Origin of the sequence: Streptomyces sp. NPDC127098, from assembly GCF_042722465.1 — a bacterium.
Lineage (GTDB): Bacteria > Actinomycetota > Actinomycetes > Streptomycetales > Streptomycetaceae > Streptomyces > Streptomyces millisiae.
Window position 1 is genome coordinate 100093 of sequence record NZ_JBHXFJ010000012.1, and the last position, 15124, is coordinate 115216.

Genomic DNA, 15124 nt, shown 5'->3' on the forward strand with positions numbered 1-15124 from the left:
TGGACACCACCCCGTAATGTGGAGCGCGTGAGCGTGAACCCAGACAGCAGCCACCGCACGCCCGCCTGGCGTGACCTTCCCGCGGCCCAGCAGCCCGACTACCCGGACACCGACGCCCTGCGGGCCGTCGTCGCTGACCTGGAGTCCTATCCGCCGCTGGTGTTCGCCGGCGAGTGCGACCAGCTGCGCGCCCGGTTGGGCGCGGTGGCGCGGGGTGAGGCTTTCCTGCTGCAGGGTGGCGACTGCGCCGAGGCGTTCGACCAGGTCGGGGCCGACCAGATCAGGGCGAAGCTGAAGACGCTGCTCCAGATGAGCGCCGTGCTGCAGTACGCGGCGGCGGTGCCGGTGGTGAAGGTGGGCCGGATCGCGGGCCAGTACTCCAAGCCGCGTTCCAAGCCGACGGAGACGCGGGACGGCGTGACGCTGCCGTCCTACCGCGGCGACTCGGTCAACGGCGCGGAGTTCACCGAGGAGGCCCGGGTGCCCGACCCGGAGCGGCTGCGGCGGATGTACCACGCGTCGGCCTCCACGCTGAACCTGGTGCGCGGCTTCACCACGGGCGGCTACGCGGACCTGCGCCAGGTGCACGCCTGGAACCAGGACTTCGTGCGCAACTCGGCGGCCGGCCGGCGCTACGAGGCGCTGGCGCGGGAGATCGACAACGCGCTGAACTTCATGCGGGCCTGCGGCGCGGACCCGGCGGAGTTCCACTCGGTGGAGTTCTACTCCTCGCACGAGGCGCTGCTGCTCGACTACGAGGGCGCCCTGACGCGGACGGACTCGCGTACCGGGCAGCTGTACGACGTCTCGGGCCACATGGTGTGGATCGGGGAGCGGACCCGGCAGCTCGACGGGGCGCACGTCGCGTTCGCGGCCGGCATCCGGAACCCGATCGGCGTCAAGCTGGGGCCGACGACGTCGCCCGAGGAGGCGCTGGCGCTGATCGACCGCCTGGACCCGGAGCGGGAGCCGGGGCGGCTGACGTTCATCACCCGGATGGGCGCGGACAAGATCAGGGACCGGCTGCCCACGCTGGTGGAGAAGGTCACGGCGTCCGGCGCCCAGGTGGCGTGGGTCTGCGACCCGATGCACGGCAACACCTTCGAGGCGGCCTCCGGCCACAAGACGCGGCGCTTCGACGACGTGCTGGACGAGGTCAAGGGCTTCTTCGAGGTCCACAAGGGGCTCGGCACCCACCCGGGCGGCATCCATGTCGAGCTGACCGGCGACGACGTCACCGAGTGCGTGGGCGGCGGGGACGAGATCTTCGTCGACGACCTGCACCAGCGGTACGAGACGGCGTGCGACCCGCGGCTGAACCGCAGCCAGTCGCTCGACCTCGCGTTCCTGGTGGCGGAGATGTACCGGGCGTAGGTGGCGGGAGCCACAGACCCCGGGGTGTCGCCCTCTCCGGGCAGCGGGTAAGGTTAGGTTTACCTCACTTTGCTGTGTCGCTGTTCGGAGGGTTGAAGGTGTACGTCTGCTCGTGCTTCGGCATCACGGAGCGGCAGGTGCGCGAGCGCGCCGCGGCCGGTGCCGTGACGCCGCGGCAGATCGCCTCCGAGTGCAAGGCCGGCACCGACTGCGGTTCGTGCGTGCGGCGCATCCAGTGCATACTCGGCCGCGCCCGCCCGTCGGCCGCGGCGCTCGCTCCGCAGGCCCCCGTCGCCCCCGCCGCGCTCGACGCGGTGGGGGCGGCCGGCCGGGCCCCGGGCCCGGGCTACCCGAGCTAGAGGTCCTCGCCAGGCCCGTCGTCCGAGCTGCCCGGCTGCTTGATCTGCTGGGCGATGTAGAGCGGTTCGCCCAGCTTCTCGACGAGTTCGAGCTGGGTGTCGAGGTAGTCGATGTGGTGCTCCTCGTCCTTGAGGATGGCCTCGAAGATCTTGGCCGACGTGATGTCGTGCTTGGCCCGCATCACCTCGATGCCGCGCCGCAGGCGGTCGATGGCCTCGACCTCGATCTGCCGGTCGGCCTGGAACATCTCGGTGACCGTCTGGCCGACCCGCACGTGGAAGAGCCGCTGGTAGTTCGGCAGACCCTCCAGGAAGATGATGCGGTCGGTCAGGACCTCCGCGTGTCGCATCTCGTCGAACGACTCGGCCCGCGTGTAGGCGGCCAGCTTGGTCCACCCGAAGTTCTCCTGCATCTTGGCGTGCAGGAAGTACTGGTTGATGGCCGTCAGTTCGGCCGTCAGCTGTTCGTTCAGGAACTCGATGACCTCGGGGTCGCCCTGCATGGCGGCGCGCTCCTTCCCTGGCGTTCGCTCGTCTCCGGCAGACCGGCCGGACCGTCCGCGCATCGTGGCACCGCGCGGGCGATCCGTCCAGTAAGTGAAGGCTTACCGAATTGCGCAGTTCTCGCCGTTTTCGCGGCGGTCGTGGGGTGGCGGTGCGGCCGGTCCCGAGGGGTCTGTCACCATGGAGGCATGGGTCAGCCGGACAACCGAGTGGGGGAGGCGGGGCGGCTGCCCCCCGGTCAGCGACCGCAGCGGGGCTGGCCGGTCACGCACTACGGTCCGGTGCCCCGATTCCGGCCCGAACGTTGGGAGTTCCGCGTCTTCGGCGCCACCGCGGACGGCGACAAGCACTGCTGGACCCATGAGGAGTTCTCCGCGCTGCCGTACGAGACGGTCGTCAGCGACCTGCACTGCGTCACCAAGTTCAGCATGCTGGGCCAGGAGTGGGGCGGGGTGCGGGCCGCCACCCTCCTCCGGCTCGCGCCGCCGGCGCCCGGGACGACGCACGTGATGGTCTGGGCGGAGTACGGCTACAGCGCCAACCTGCGGCTCTCCGACTTCGACCGGGAGGACGTCGTCTTCGCCACCCACCGGGACGGCGAGCTCCTCACCGCGGAGCACGGCTTCCCGCTGCGTCTCGTCGTGCCGCACCTGTACGCCTGGAAGGGCCCCAAGTGGGTGCGTGGTGTGGAGTACATGACGGCCGACCGGCGCGGCTTCTGGGAGGAGCGCGGCTACCACAACGTCGGGGACCCGTGGCGTGAGCAGCGGTACTCCTACCAGGAGGAGCCCGGCGAGGGCCCCGAGCTCTAGACTGCCGCGCGTAGCGCCTTGAGGCGGGCGACGTCGGCCGCGTGGCCCGGCTGTCGGCCGGGCGTCTCGATGACGAGCGGCACGCCGGCCGTCGCCGGATGGCGCAGCAGCTCGGCGAAGGGCCCGGCGCCGATGTGGCCGGCGCCGATGTTGGCGTGTCGGTCGCGGTGCGCGCCGGCCGGCTCCTTGGAGTCGTTGGCATGGATCAGCCGGAGCCGCCCAGGGCCGGCGACCTCGGTCAGCTCGGCGAGGGTCGCCGCGACGCCGCCCGGCGCGGCCAGGTCGTGTCCCGCGGCGAAGACGTGGCAGGTGTCGAGGCAGACGCCGAGCCTCGGGTGGCGGTCGAGCACGTCGAAGTAGGGACCCAGGTCCTCGATCCGCGAGCAGAGCGAGGCGCCCTGGCCCGCGGTCGGCTCCAGCAGCAGCCAGGGGTCGTCGGGGTGGGTCAACTCGTCGAGCAGCGGGAGCAGCAGCCGCCGTACCTGGGCGAGGGCCACCGCCCTGGTGCGCCCGCCGGTGGCCGAGCCGGTGTGCACGACGACGCCGAGCGCGCCGATGTCGCGGGCGCGGCGCAGCGAGTGACGCAGGGACACCACGGAGCGCTCGGCGGTGAGTTCGTCGGCCGAGCCGGGGTTGATCAGGTACGGCGCGTGCACGTACGCGGGCAGCCCGGCGTCCGCGCAGGCGACGCGGAACTCCTCGTCCTGGCGCGGGTTTCCCGGCGGCGTCGCCCAGCCGCGCGGGTTGGCGACGAAGACCTGGAGGGTCTCGGCGCCGAGCGCGTGGGCGTAGGGAACGCCGACGGCGGCCAGGCCCCCGGCTACGGGGACGTGGCCGCCGATCGGATTGCGTTCGCGATGGAGAGAGCTGCTCACCGACCCAGAATGCCAGGCGGTCGTGGCGAGTTCGCCATCGGCCCGATCAGTAGGGGCCGTTGACGTTGTCGATCGAACCGTAGCGGTGCCAGGCGTAGTTGGCGGCCGCGACGATATTGGCGACGGGGTCGTAGAGGTCGTAGGGCGTGCCCTCGACGTGATAGGTGTCGAAGGTCGGCTGAATGACCTGGAGCAGGCCGATGGACGGCGTTCCGTTGATCGCGTTGATGTCCCAGTCGTTCACCGCGTTCGGGTTACCGCTGGATTCCCGCATGATGTTGCGGTAAAGGCCGTCGTAGGTGCCGGGAATTCCGTGGTCGGCCATGATGTCGAGCGCCTCGCGGATCCACCCGTCCAGGTTGTCCGGGTAGGTGGTGGCGGTCGGCTCGGCCACGGGCTCGGCCACCGGTTCCGCGACCGGTTCCGCGACCGGCTCGCTCGCCGGCTCGGAGACCTGGGTGGCCCGCTCGGCGGCGCGGCTCGCGGCCTCCTCCTCGGCGGCGCGGGCCTCGGCGGCCCGGCGCTCGGCCTCGGCCTCCTCCTCGGCCTGCCGCTCGGCGGCGGCCGCGTCCGCGGCGTCCACCACGGCCACCCGCTCGCTCTCGGCCCGGCGCTCGGCCAGCTCGGCTCGTACGGCCTCGGCGCGCGCCTGGGCCTCCTCGTGGGCGTCCTGGCCCGGCTGGGCGGCCGAGTCGGCCCGCTGGCCCGGCACGTCGTCGGCGCGCACGTTCCAGCCCACGTTCCGTGCCTCGTTCGCGCCGGCGGACGCGGGCACCAGGGTCAGCGCGAGAGCGGCCGCGCCACAGGTGGCGAGCGCGGTCGTGGTGGTTCTCTGCAATCGGGTCATGCGGGGCTTGTTGCCTGATGGGGAAGCGCTGGGCTGAGCGGCCATTGCGGGGACCTCGTTCTCTCGCGTGGGGATCGCGGGCGATCGCAGGGATTGCGAGGAACTTGTTAACAGCCTTTAAAAAGCGAATGCAATGACCGCTTGTACTAGCGTCGGTAGTGTTTCTGATAAATGCCCCCACCCCTGCGCGGGCGTGTCGCAGGGGTAATTGCCGTGGGGGTTATCCACTAAGCGCTTTCGTATGTGACGTGCGTCCTGTGAGCGGCATCACACGATTGCCGGTATTTCGCTGCGGCAAAGGCGAATAAGGAGAAGGATGCCCGGATTTGGTGTGATTTTATGAGTGATGCCCGTCGTGTCCGGCGGGCACCCTCTCAGCGCACCCAGATGGTGATGGTCGAGCCGCGCGGCGCGCTGTCCCCGCTGTGCACCGACTGGTTGAAGACCGTTCCGGTGAAGAAGAGCCGGCGCACCGACACCTCGAAACCGGCCTCCTCGAGCGTGTCCCTGGCCTCGTCCTCGTCCATGCCCCGGACGTCGGGCACCACGATCATCTCCGGCCCCCTGGAGATGGTCAGCGTGACCGTCTCCCCGGCCGCCGCCGACCGGCCGCCCCGCGGGTCCTGGGCGGCCACCGTGCCCGCCTCCTCCCCGGAGAACACCCGCTCGGACGCGATCTCGACCTCGAGGTCGAGCGCCGCGAGCCGCTGCCGCGCCGCACTCTCGGTGAGACCCACCACGTCCGGCACCGACACCTCCTCGCCCCGGCTCACCACCAGGTCGACCGGCGTGTCGGGGCGGCGCTCGGTGCCGCTGTCCGGCTCGGTCTCGATCACCGAGCCCCGCGCCACCTCGGTGGAGAACCGCTCCACCACCTCGCCCACGGTCAGCTGCGCGTCCGCCAGCTGCTCCCGCGCCTCGTCCAGCGGGATGCCCCGCAGGTTCGGCACCACGGTGACCGGCGGGCCCTGCGAGACGGTGATGGTCACCGTGTCGTTGCGCCGGACACGGGCCCCCCGCTCCGGCTCTGTGGAGACGACGTGGCCCGGGTCCACGTTCTCCGAGAAGTCCTCCTCGACCCGCACGTCGAGCCCGGCCGCGCGCAGCTGTTCCTCGGCCTCCTCCTGGCTGAGCCCGAGCACCCCGGGCGTCCGCAGGAACTGGCCCGAGTTGACGTACCAGGCGCCGACGCCGATCCCCAGCACCAGCAGCGCGCCCACCACCAGGCTCACCAGGCCACGGCGCGAGAGCCGGCGACGCAGGACCACCCCCGGAGGCTCCTCGGGCGGCAGCGGCGGGAGATCGATCCTGGCCGTGTGCGCCACGTCGTCCAGGCCGCCGCCCGCACCGTCCGGCGCACTCGCCCGCACCCCGGGCGGCAGCGGCACGATCCGGGTTCGGTCCTCTGGCCCCACCTCGCCGGGGTCGGCCGCCGCCACCGACGGCGGCGCCGTGTCCAGCTGCGCGTCGCTCAGGCCGGCCCTGGCCGCCCTGACCAGGCCGAGCAGCGCCGCCGCGTCCGCCGGGCGGCCCTCCGGGTCGCGCGAGGCGGCCCGCGCCACCAGCTCGTCGAGGGCGGCCGGCAGCCCTGGCACCGCCGCCGAGGGCGCGGGAACGTCGTGGTTCACGTGCCGGAACAGCACCTGCGCAGGCGAGTCGCCCCGGTGCGGCTTGACGCCGGTCAGCAGCTCGTAGAGCAGCACCCCGCAGGCGTAGACGTCGGTGCGGGCGTCCACCGTGCCGCTCTCGATCTGCTCGGGCGCCAGATAGGAGACGGTGCCGAGCAGCGCCCCGGTGGTCGCCGAGGTCGGCCCCTCCGCGCCCCGCACCAGGCCGAAGTCCGCCACCTTCACCCGGCCGTCGTCGCCGATCAGCACGTTCTCCGGCTTGATGTCGCGGTGCACGAGACCGGCCCGGTGCGCGGCGGCGAGCCCCGCGAGCATCGGCTCGACCACGTCGAGCGCGGCGCGCGGCTGGAGCGCCCCGCGGTCCCGCAGCACGTCCCGCAGGGTGCAGCCGGCGACGTACTCCATCGCCAGGTAGACGTACGGGCCGTCCGTGCCCTGGTCGAGAACGCCCACCACGTTGGGGTGGTCGAGCCGGGCGACGGATCTGGCCTCCCTGATGAACCGCTCGGTGAACGACGCGTCCCCCGCGAGCGAGGGGTGCATCACCTTCAGTGCCAGCACCCGGTCGAGTCGGGTGTCGACGGCCCGGTAGACCGTGGCCATGCCGCCGACCGCGATCCGCCGTACGACGCGGTAACGGCCGTCAAGTACATGCCCGATCAGCGGGTCCTGAAGGGTGGTGTCCACGGTCGGTCAGTTTACGAGCCGGCCAACCCGCACCACCGGCCCACGACGAGGTCGGGGCGGGACTGCAGCCGAACGGTGACCGAACGCGGGACGGCGCGGCTCACCACCCACCGACGTCGAGGTCGAGCAGCCGGCGGATCTCCACCTCGATCTCCACCCCGAGGGTCGAGTAGCCGAGCTCGACCAGCGCGTCCAGGTCCGCCCGCGCCGTCGCGTCCGCCGCCGCCCGCCAGTGATCGAGGCTCTCCCGCCGTGCCGCGACCAGGTCGTCGACCAGCCGGGACGCCTCCCCGTACCAGCCGCCCGCCTCCAGCGCGTCGGCCTCGCGCGCCAGCGCGTCCGCCATCTGCCCCGCCCACGCGCGCTGCTCGTCCACCGACGCGTCCTCCAGCGGCTCGCGCGTGATCAGGGCCTCCACGGCGGCGGTGACCTCCAGGTACTCCAGCGCCCTCGGCGTCAGCGCCGCCTCGTCCCCGCGCAGCGAACCACCAGTCAGCTCGCCGCCGTTCACGTCGCCGAGGTAGCACAGCACCTCGCGGTCGCCGTACCGCCAGCCGACCTCCTCCGGGTAGTAGTAGAACCAGCTGACCTCCAGGGGGATGGCCCAGACGTCCAGCACATAGCCGGGCAACGCCTCGGCGCACCCCACCTCGGCGACGTCGAACAGCGCCTCCTCGCCCGGGTAGGTGAGGCCGAAGTCGCCGTACTCGTCGATGTCGAAGGCGGCGAACATCTCGGACTCGTGTGGGGCGCCGCAGGACAGCACGGTCACGTCGGTGACGCTGTCGAGGCCGGCGCCCGCCGAGAAGCAGTCCCCGACCGCCAGGTCGAACACGGAGATCTCCCGCCCGGGGTCCTCGGCGGGCGGCCCGGACCGCGCCTCCTCGACGCCGGCCCGGTCGCTCCGCCGGTCGTCGTTGAGCGCGACGAAGGAGAAGAGGGACGCGAGCCCCACGATCTGCAGCCCGGCGACGACGATCGCCGCGACGGCCAGCCCCCTGCCGCGCTCCCGGGACTCGACGACGCGCGCCAGCGCGACGATGCCGAGGATCAACCCGACGGGAAAGAGCACGATCGCGAACACCAACGCGACGACCGCCACGCCTGCCACGGCCGGCGGCGGCTGGCCGCCGTACGGCGGGGCCGGCCACGGCCCGACCGGTTGGCCACCGTGGCCCACCACGGGCGGCCACCCGCCGCCGGACGCGGCGGTCGGAGACGCCCAGGGCCCGACGGCCGGCGGCGTGCGGTACGGCTGGCCGCCGGGCGTGGGGGCGGGACCGGGGCGGGACGGCTTCGTGGGTGCGGGTGGTTCGTCGCCGGGTGTGGCGGTCGGTTCGCTGCGTGGTGGCGGTGTGGTGTCGGTGCCGGGCGGCGGCTGTGGCGTGCGGGCCGTTGGCGCCTGCGGTGTGTCGTCGCCGGCGGCGGGCTCTCCGCCGGCAGGCGGAGCGGCCTCCGCGTCTCCCGATGGCTGAGGCCCGATGGTCGGCCGTTCGCCGCCAGGCGGAGCCGGTTCGTTGTCGGGCGCGGCGGTCGGCCTGACGTCCGGCCGCGCTGCGTCGGCGTCGGGCGCCGGCGGCGCGCTGTCCGGCGGTGCCGGTGGCTGGCCGCTGGGCGCGGGCGGTGCGTCGCCGCCGCGCGTGGCGGCCGGCTCGCTGCTCGGTGGCGGCGTGGTGTCGGCGCTGGACGGCGCCTGCGGCGGCCGGGTCAGGGCCGCCTGCGGCGCATCTCCGCCGGCAGGCGGAGCCGGTGGTTGGCCGCCGGGCGTGGTTGCCGCCGTGGGCGAGGTTGGCGCGTTGCCAGGTGCCGCCTGCGGCGCAGCCGTGGTGCCTGCCGCCGCCGGTGGTGTCCGGGCCTTGGCGGCCGGCGGTACGCCGCCAGGCGGAGCCGGTTCGCCACCGGGCGCGGCGGTCGGCCCGACGTCCGGTCGCGCGTCCGCCGGCTCCGTCGGCGTCGGCGCCGCGTCCGTGGCCGGCGTGGTTGGCGGTCCGCCGCCAGGCGGGTCAGGCGGAGACGCTGGCGATGCCGTCGTCATGGATCCCCCCACGAGGACGCGATGAAATTTTCCCCCTCGGCCCACGTGGCCGGCGTCGATGGCGACGCCCGTGGATCGTATATCAGTACGAACGATCAGCTCGTGAAAGCCGGACGCTCGGGGTCGAGTTCGGCCATGCCGTCCACCGGCGACGACGCCTCCGCGAAGTGGCGGCGCGGGATGCGGCCGGCCAGGAAGGCCAGGCGGCCGGCCGCCACCGCGTGCCGCATGGCCTCCGCCATCAGGACCGGGCGGCGGGCCCGTGTCACCGCCGAGGCCAGCATCACGCCGGCGCAGCCGAGTTCCATCGCCAGCGCCGCGTCCGAGGCCGTGCCGGCGCCCGCGTCGAGGATCACCGGGACGCCGGCCCGCTCGGTGATCAGCTGGAAGTTGTGCGGGTTGCGGATGCCGAGGCCCGAGCCGATCGGCGAGCCGAGCGGCATGACGGCCGCGCAGCCGGCGTCCTCCAGGCGGCGCGCCAGCACCGGGTCGTCGTTGGTGTACGGCAGCACCGTGAAGCCGTCGTCCACCAGCGTCTCCGCCGCCTCCAGGGTGCCCACCGGGTCCGGCAGCAGCGTGCGCTCGTCCGCGACGACCTCCAGCTTGATGAGGTCGGTGCCCAGCGCCTCCCGCGCGAGGCGCGCGGTGAGCACGGCCTCGCCCGCCGTGTGGCAGCCGGCGGTGTTCGGCAGCGGCCGGATGCCGAGCTCGTCGAGCACCGAGAGCACCGAGCCGCGCACCCCCGGGTCCAGGCGCCGCATGGCGACCGTGGTCAGTTCGGTGCCGGACGCGACCAGCGCGTCCCGCAGCACCGCGAGGCTCGGCGCCCCGCCGGTGCCCATGACGAGCCGCGAGGAGAGCCGCAGCCCGCCGATGACCAGCGGATCCTTCGCTTCGGGTACGTCGGGCATGTCAGCCTCCCTGGACGGCGGTCAGCACCTCGACGCGGTCGCCGGCGGCCAGCTCCGTGGCCGCCCACTGCCCGCGCGGGACGACGGTCTCGTTGACGGCGGCGGCGATGCCGCTCGGCGCCGTGCTCAGCTCGGCCACCAGCGCGGCGAGGGTGGTGCCGGCCGGCACCCGCCGCGCGGTGCCGTTCACGCTGACGGACAAGCTGAGGGACAACCGGTCGCTCACGCCGGCACCTCCCGGGTCTCGGTCACGAACCGCCCGGCGGTGAACGGGCGGGCGTAGTCCGGCAGTTCGCCGGTGGTCAGGGACTCGGCGAGCGCCTCGCCGGTGATGGGGGTCAACAGCACCCCGTTGCGGCCGTGTCCGGTGGCAAGGTGCAGTCCTTCGAGGCCGCTGGGGCCGAGCAGCGGGGCGTTGTCCGGGGTGGCCGGCCGCAGCCCGGCCAGCGTCTCGACCAGCGGCAGTTCGGTGATGCCCGGGAGCAACTCGTGCGCGTCGCGCAGCAGCTGGTACACGCCGCCGGCCGTCACCGTCGTGTCGAAGCCCAACTCCTCGGTCGTCGCGCCGATCACCAGCTCGCCGCTGAGCCTCGGCACCAGGTACACCTGGGCCCCGCGGACCACGGCGCGCACCGTGCGGGAGAGGAACGGCGCGTAGCCGGGCGGGACCCGAAGCCGCACCACCTGCCCCTTGACCGGCCGCACCGGCACCCGTGCCCGCACCTCGGGCGGCAGGCCGGCGAGTTCGCCGCTGCGACAGCCGGCGGCCAGCACCGTCTGCCCGGCGCCGAGCCGGCCGCCGCCGGCCAGCACCACCCCGGTGGCCCGGTCCCCGACCACTGTCAACTCCCGCGCCTCGTCCCGGTGGAAGACCACCCCGGCGCGCTCGCAGGCCGTGCGCAGCGCGGCGGCGAGCCGCCGTGGGTCGGTCTGGTGGTCGCCGTCGACCCGGAGACCGCCGCGCACCCTGGGCGCCAGCATCGGTTCGAGACGCCGGCACTCGCGGCCCGTCAGCCAGCTCGCTGCCAGGCCGCAACGCCGCCGCAGCAGCTCCAACTCCCGCAGCTCCGCCCGGTCGTCGGCGTCGAGCGCCACCTGGAGGGTGCCGCAGTCGCGGTAGCCGATGTCCGCGCCCGCCGCCTCGGTCAGCTCGGCCGCGAACGCCGGATAGCGCGCCGCCGACGCCAGGTTGAGGTCGAGCAGCGCTTCCTCGCCGTGGTGCAGCTCGGTGACGGCCGCCAGCATCCCGGCGGCCACCCACGCCGCGCCACGGCCCGGCTCGGGGTCGACCACCGCCACCCGCAGGCCGCGCCCGGCCGCCCGCCAGGCGGTGACCAGGCCGATGACGCCGCCACCGACCACCAGCACGTCGGCACGGTCCTCGGTACGGGGCATGGCGCGCTGGCCCATGCGAACTCCTCCCTTCGCCGGCATGACCCGGATCAGGTTCATACGGTCGGAGGCCGGCCAGCCTCCCTCTCAGCCCGGTCCGCCCGGGCTCCCGTGGGTGCGGTTGCTCGCCGCCAGCCTAGTACCGGGGCCCCGCCGGGGCCCAGCCGGCCGGTCACGCCGGTGCCGTGCACGATCGACGGCGGCATCGTGGCGCCACCAGCGGAGCGCCTACGCTTGCCGGCGTGAGCGGACGACGAGTCGTGGTGGTGGGGGCCGGCCTGGCCGGCGTGCAGACGGTGGTCGAACTGCGCGGGCAGGGCTGGGACGGCGCCGTCACGCTGCTCGGCGCCGAGCGCCACCGGCCCTACGACCGGCCGCCGCTGTCCAAGGCCGCGCTGCTCGCCCCGGACGACGAGTCCGCGCTGCACGCCGCCGCGCTGGACATCGACTTCGCCGAGCTCGACGCCGAACTGCTGCTCGGTCGCGCCGCCACCGGGCTGGACACCGCCCGACGGCGCCTGCACACCGACGCCGGCCCTCTCGACTACGACCACCTGGTGCTGGCCACCGGCGCCGAACCCGTCACCCTGCCCGGCACCCGCGACGTGCCCGGAGTCCACCTGCTGCGCACCCTCGACGACGCCCGCGCCCTGCGTCCCGTGCTCGCCGCCCGTGGCAGCGTGGTGGCGGTCGGCGCCGGCTGGATCGGCGCCGAGGTCGCCACGGCCGCCGCCGCGGCCGGCTGCCGGGTGACCGTCGTGGAGGCCGCCCACCACCCGCTGCCCGGCGCGCTGCCGCCCGAGATCACCGAGCCCATGCGCCGCTGGTACGCCGCGGCCGGCGCCGAGCTGCGCACCGGCCAGCGGGTGACGGCCGTCAGGTCAGGCGAGGTCGAGCTCGCGGACGGCACGGTGCTCGGTGCCGACGCCGTGCTGGTCGGCGTCGGCTCCCGCCCCGCCACCGGCTGGCTGGCCGGCTCCGGCGTCGAGCTGGCCCCCGACAGCTCCGTCAGCACGGACGCCGGCCTGCGCACCGGCGTGCCCGACGTGTACGCCGTCGGTGACTGCGCCTCCTACCCCTCCGCCCGCTACGGCCGGCGGCTGCTCGTCCACCACTGGGACAACGCGTTGCAGGGCCCACGCACCGTCGCCGCCGGCATTCGCGGCGAAACCGCCGTCCACGACCCGGTGCCCTACTTCTGGTCCGAGCAGTTCGGCCGCCACGTGCAGTACGCCGGCCGGCGCGGCGAGGGCCCGGCAGCCGGCGAGGAGACGCTGGTCACCCGGGGCGATCCGACCGGCGACGGGCCCTGGGCGGCCTGCTGGCTGGATTCCGCCGGCCGCCTCGTCGCCGTCCTCGCCGTCGACCAGCCGCGCGACCTCACCCAGGGCCGCCGGCTCGTCGAGCGCGGAACCCCGCTCGACGCGCGGCTGCTCGCCGACCCGTCCGTACCACTGAAGGCCGCCGTGCGCTGACGGTTGTCGGTGCGAGATGGCAGGCTGGAGACGTGACCGAGATTGATGCGAAGATCGACGCTCTCGTCCCCGCCTGGCTCACCCTCCCCGACATCGCCGAGGAACTCGGCGTCGAGGTGACCCGCGTCCGGCAGCTGGTCAAGGAGGGCCAGCTGATCGCCGTGCGCCGGGGCGAGAACCGCGTTCTCCAGGTGCCGTCCGCGTTCATCGGGGACGGCAAGATCGTCAAGGGCCTGGGCGGCACCCTCACGCTGCTGCGGGACGACGGCTTCTCCGACGAGGAGATGCTGGAGTGGCTGTTCACCCCGGACGACAGCCTGCCTGGCACCCCGGCCGAGGCCCTGCGGAACAATCGGGGGACCGAGGTGAAGCGCCGGGCGCAGGCGCTCGCCGTGTGACGACCGGCCGGCGGCCGGCCCGCCCGGGCCGTCCCCTTGGCTAAATAGGGGGGGCCGGGTTGACGGGGGGGGGGGCGGTCGCCGGCTGGGTGCGCCGCGGCGGGCGCGGGCCCGCCCGGGCCGGCCGCCGCGCCACGACCGAGGGGGGGATCCCCGGATGACCAGGACGAGCGCGCTCGCCGACGCCCGGCTCTACCTGTGCACCGACGCCAGGAAGCGCCAGGGCGACCTGCCCGAGTTCCTCGACGCCGTGCTGGCCGGCGGCGTGGACATCGTGCAGCTGCGCGACAAGAGCCTGGAGGCCGCCGAGGAGCTCGAACTGCTGGCCGTGCTGGCCGACGCCTGCCGGCGGCACGGCAGGCTGCTCGCCGTCAACGACCGGGCCGACGTCGCCCACGCCGCCGGCTCCGACGTGCTGCACCTGGGCCAGGGCGACCTGCCGGTGCCGGCGGCCCGCGCCATCCTCGGCGACGGCGTCCTCATAGGCCGCTCCACCCACGAGCCCGCGCAGGTGGACGCCGCCCTCGCCGACCCGGCCGTCGGCTACTTCTGCACCGGACCCTGCTGGCCGACGCCCACCAAGCCAGGCCGGGCCGCGCCCGGGCTGCCGCTCGTCGAGTACGCGGCGGCCAGGGCCGGCGCCAAGCCCTGGTTCGCCATCGGCGGCATCGACGCCACCACCCTCGACCAGGTGCTCGACGCCGGGGCCGGCCGCGTCGTCGTGGTGCGCGCCCTGACCGAGGCGCCGGACCCGGGCGAGGCCGCCGCGACGCTGTCCCGCCGGCTGCGCGAGCGCGCGTAGGCGCGCCCGGGACCCCGCGCGCTCCGGCCGGCCGTCCGCGTTCCGGACACGGGGCTGTCGATCCCGGTCGCGCTGGGTAGCCTGCGAGCATGGCCCTTGGCATTCCCAGCACGATGACGGACCGCGCGGAGACCGTCCGTGACCTGCTGTCCGCCGGCGAGCGGTCGTTCTCCTTCGAGTTCACCCCGCCCAAGACCGAAGCGGGCGAGCGCACCCTGTGGAACGCCATCCGGCGGGTCGAGGCGGTCGCGCCCACGTTCGTCTCCGTCACCTACGGCGCGGGCGGCAGCTCGCGCGAGCGCACCGTGCTGGCCACCGAGCGGATCGCCACCGAGACCACCCTCACCCCCGTCGCCCACCTCACGGCCGTCAACCACTCGGTCGCCGAGCTGCGCAACATCATCGGCCAGTACGCCGGCGCCGGCATCCGCAACATGCTGGCGCTGCGCGGCGACCCGCCGGGCGACCCGATGGGGGAGTGGCGGCGGCACCCGGAGGGCGTGACCTACGCGGCCGAACTCGTCAGCCTCATCAAGGAGTCGGGGGACTTCTGCGTCGGCGTGGCCGCCTTCCCCGAGATGCACCCACGCTCCACCGACTGGGAGAGTGATGTTCGGCACTTCATCAACAAGTGCCGGGCGGGCGCCGACTTCGCCATCACCCAGATGTTCTTCCACGCCGAGCACTACCTCCGGCTGCGCGACCGGGTCGCCGCCGCAGGCTGCGACGTTCCGATCATTCCCGAGATCATGCCGATCGCCAACGTCCGCCAGATCGAGCGCTTCAAGCAGCTCAGCAACAGCACCTTCCCGCCGGAGCTGGAAAAGGCCATCCTCGCGGTCAAGGACGACCCGATGGCTGTACGCTCGGTCGGGATCGATTTCGCCACGGAGTTGTGTGCGAGGCTGATGGACGAGGACATCCCTGGGCTGCACTTCGTCACGCTGAACACCACACTTCACTCGACGGCGACGCTTGACGTCTACAAGAATCTGGGTCTGCACCAGCGGACCTAGATGCCTGCC

General features: G+C 73.8%; 15 protein-coding genes and 1 riboswitch. Of the genes, 7 read left to right on the plus strand and 8 right to left on the minus strand.

The window, feature by feature from the left end; all coding sequences use genetic code 11:
* Window positions 1–18 precede the first annotated feature (18 nt).
* The gene (locus ACFWI8_RS10865) at window positions 19–1374 is read left to right on the plus strand and encodes a class II 3-deoxy-7-phosphoheptulonate synthase (RefSeq protein WP_387088412.1); all 1356 of its coding nucleotides are present in this window, start codon (window positions 19–21) and stop codon (window positions 1372–1374) included.
* Window positions 1375–1448: 74 nt separating this feature from the next.
* Window positions 1449–1733 carry a bacterioferritin-associated ferredoxin gene (locus ACFWI8_RS10870; RefSeq protein WP_387088415.1) on the plus strand — a complete coding sequence of 95 codons (285 nt, stop codon included), beginning with the start codon at window positions 1449–1451 and terminating at the stop codon, window positions 1731–1733.
* Here the strand turns inward: ACFWI8_RS10870 and bfr are convergent.
* Window positions 1730–2236: a bacterioferritin gene (bfr, locus tag ACFWI8_RS10875; protein WP_311604299.1), complete on the minus strand. Its 507-nt coding sequence runs from the start codon at window positions 2234–2236 to the stop codon at window positions 1730–1732. The genes ACFWI8_RS10870 and bfr overlap by 4 nt on opposite strands.
* 189 nt (window positions 2237–2425) lie before the next feature.
* Here bfr and ACFWI8_RS10880 point away from each other — a divergent pair, with 189 nt between their 5' ends.
* The gene (locus ACFWI8_RS10880) at window positions 2426–3049 is read left to right on the plus strand and encodes a sulfite oxidase-like oxidoreductase (RefSeq protein WP_387088418.1); all 624 of its coding nucleotides are present in this window, start codon (window positions 2426–2428) and stop codon (window positions 3047–3049) included.
* Here ACFWI8_RS10880 and ACFWI8_RS10885 read toward each other — a convergent pair.
* From ACFWI8_RS10885 to thiO, 7 genes are all read right to left on the minus strand, one after another.
* The gene (locus ACFWI8_RS10885; protein WP_387088421.1) at window positions 3046–3924 is read right to left on the minus strand and encodes a deoxyribonuclease IV; all 879 of its coding nucleotides are present in this window, start codon (window positions 3922–3924) and stop codon (window positions 3046–3048) included. The genes ACFWI8_RS10880 and ACFWI8_RS10885 overlap by 4 nt on opposite strands.
* 46 nt (window positions 3925–3970) lie before the next feature.
* Window positions 3971–4771 (minus strand): transglycosylase SLT domain-containing protein, encoded by an 801-nt coding sequence (locus ACFWI8_RS10890; RefSeq protein WP_387088424.1) that lies wholly within the window; start codon window positions 4769–4771, stop codon window positions 3971–3973.
* A 374-nt stretch (window positions 4772–5145) separates the two neighbouring features.
* A complete protein-coding gene (gene pknB, locus ACFWI8_RS10895) occupies window positions 5146–7086 on the minus strand; it encodes a Stk1 family PASTA domain-containing Ser/Thr kinase (protein WP_387088427.1) in 1941 nt (646 codons plus the stop codon).
* Window positions 7087–7186: 100 nt separating this feature from the next.
* Window positions 7187–8188, minus strand: coding sequence for a septum formation family protein (locus tag ACFWI8_RS10900; protein ID WP_387088430.1), 1002 nt, complete (start codon window positions 8186–8188; stop codon window positions 7187–7189).
* A gap of 1028 nt (window positions 8189–9216) precedes the next feature.
* Entirely contained in the window at window positions 9217–10032 is an 816-nt protein-coding gene (locus tag ACFWI8_RS10905; RefSeq protein WP_311604308.1) for a thiazole synthase, read from the minus strand.
* A 1-nt stretch (window position 10033) separates the two neighbouring features.
* Window positions 10034–10246: a sulfur carrier protein ThiS gene (gene thiS / locus ACFWI8_RS10910; RefSeq protein WP_387088510.1), complete on the minus strand. Its 213-nt coding sequence runs from the start codon at window positions 10244–10246 to the stop codon at window positions 10034–10036.
* A gap of 8 nt (window positions 10247–10254) precedes the next feature.
* On the minus strand, window positions 10255–11442 hold the full coding sequence (gene thiO, locus ACFWI8_RS10915; protein ID WP_387088433.1) for a glycine oxidase ThiO: 1188 nt from the start codon (window positions 11440–11442) through the stop codon (window positions 10255–10257).
* Window positions 11435–11547, minus strand: a riboswitch (TPP riboswitch). It overlaps the preceding gene by 8 nt.
* Window positions 11548–11666: 119 nt before the next feature.
* Between thiO and ACFWI8_RS10920 the strand changes: the two genes are divergently transcribed.
* The 4 genes from ACFWI8_RS10920 (at window position 11667) to metF (ending at window position 15115) form a co-directional block, all read left to right on the plus strand.
* A complete protein-coding gene (locus ACFWI8_RS10920; protein ID WP_387088436.1) occupies window positions 11667–12899 on the plus strand; it encodes an NAD(P)/FAD-dependent oxidoreductase in 1233 nt (410 codons plus the stop codon).
* A 32-nt stretch (window positions 12900–12931) separates the two neighbouring features.
* Window positions 12932–13297 carry an Rv2175c family DNA-binding protein gene (locus ACFWI8_RS10925; RefSeq protein ID WP_311604313.1) on the plus strand — a complete coding sequence of 122 codons (366 nt, stop codon included), beginning with the start codon at window positions 12932–12934 and terminating at the stop codon, window positions 13295–13297.
* Between the two features lie 157 nt (window positions 13298–13454).
* The gene (gene thiE / locus ACFWI8_RS10930; RefSeq protein ID WP_387088440.1) at window positions 13455–14099 is read left to right on the plus strand and encodes a thiamine phosphate synthase; all 645 of its coding nucleotides are present in this window, start codon (window positions 13455–13457) and stop codon (window positions 14097–14099) included.
* Window positions 14100–14188: 89 nt separating this feature from the next.
* Complete coding sequence (metF, locus tag ACFWI8_RS10935; protein ID WP_387088443.1) at window positions 14189–15115, plus strand: methylenetetrahydrofolate reductase [NAD(P)H]; 927 nt, start codon at window positions 14189–14191, stop codon at window positions 15113–15115.
* Window positions 15116–15124: the final 9 nt, after the last annotated feature.

What these genes read in the sequence shown, in the direction of transcription:
- bfr (WP_311604299.1), bottom strand. Translation starts at nt 2,236, where the DNA reads ATGCAGGGCGACCCCGAGGTCATCGAGTTCCTGAACGAACAGCTGACG.
- ACFWI8_RS10880 (WP_387088418.1), top strand. Translation starts at nt 2,426, where the DNA reads ATGGGTCAGCCGGACAACCGAGTGGGGGAGGCGGGGCGGCTGCCCCCC.
- ACFWI8_RS10890 (WP_387088424.1), bottom strand. Translation starts at nt 4,771, where the DNA reads ATGACCCGATTGCAGAGAACCACCACGACCGCGCTCGCCACCTGTGGC.
- ACFWI8_RS10905 (WP_311604308.1), bottom strand. Translation starts at nt 10,032, where the DNA reads ATGCCCGACGTACCCGAAGCGAAGGATCCGCTGGTCATCGGCGGGCTG.
- thiO (WP_387088433.1), bottom strand. Translation starts at nt 11,442, where the DNA reads ATGGGCCAGCGCGCCATGCCCCGTACCGAGGACCGTGCCGACGTGCTG.
- thiE (WP_387088440.1), top strand. Translation starts at nt 13,455, where the DNA reads ATGACCAGGACGAGCGCGCTCGCCGACGCCCGGCTCTACCTGTGCACC.
- metF (WP_387088443.1), top strand. Translation starts at nt 14,189, where the DNA reads ATGGCCCTTGGCATTCCCAGCACGATGACGGACCGCGCGGAGACCGTC.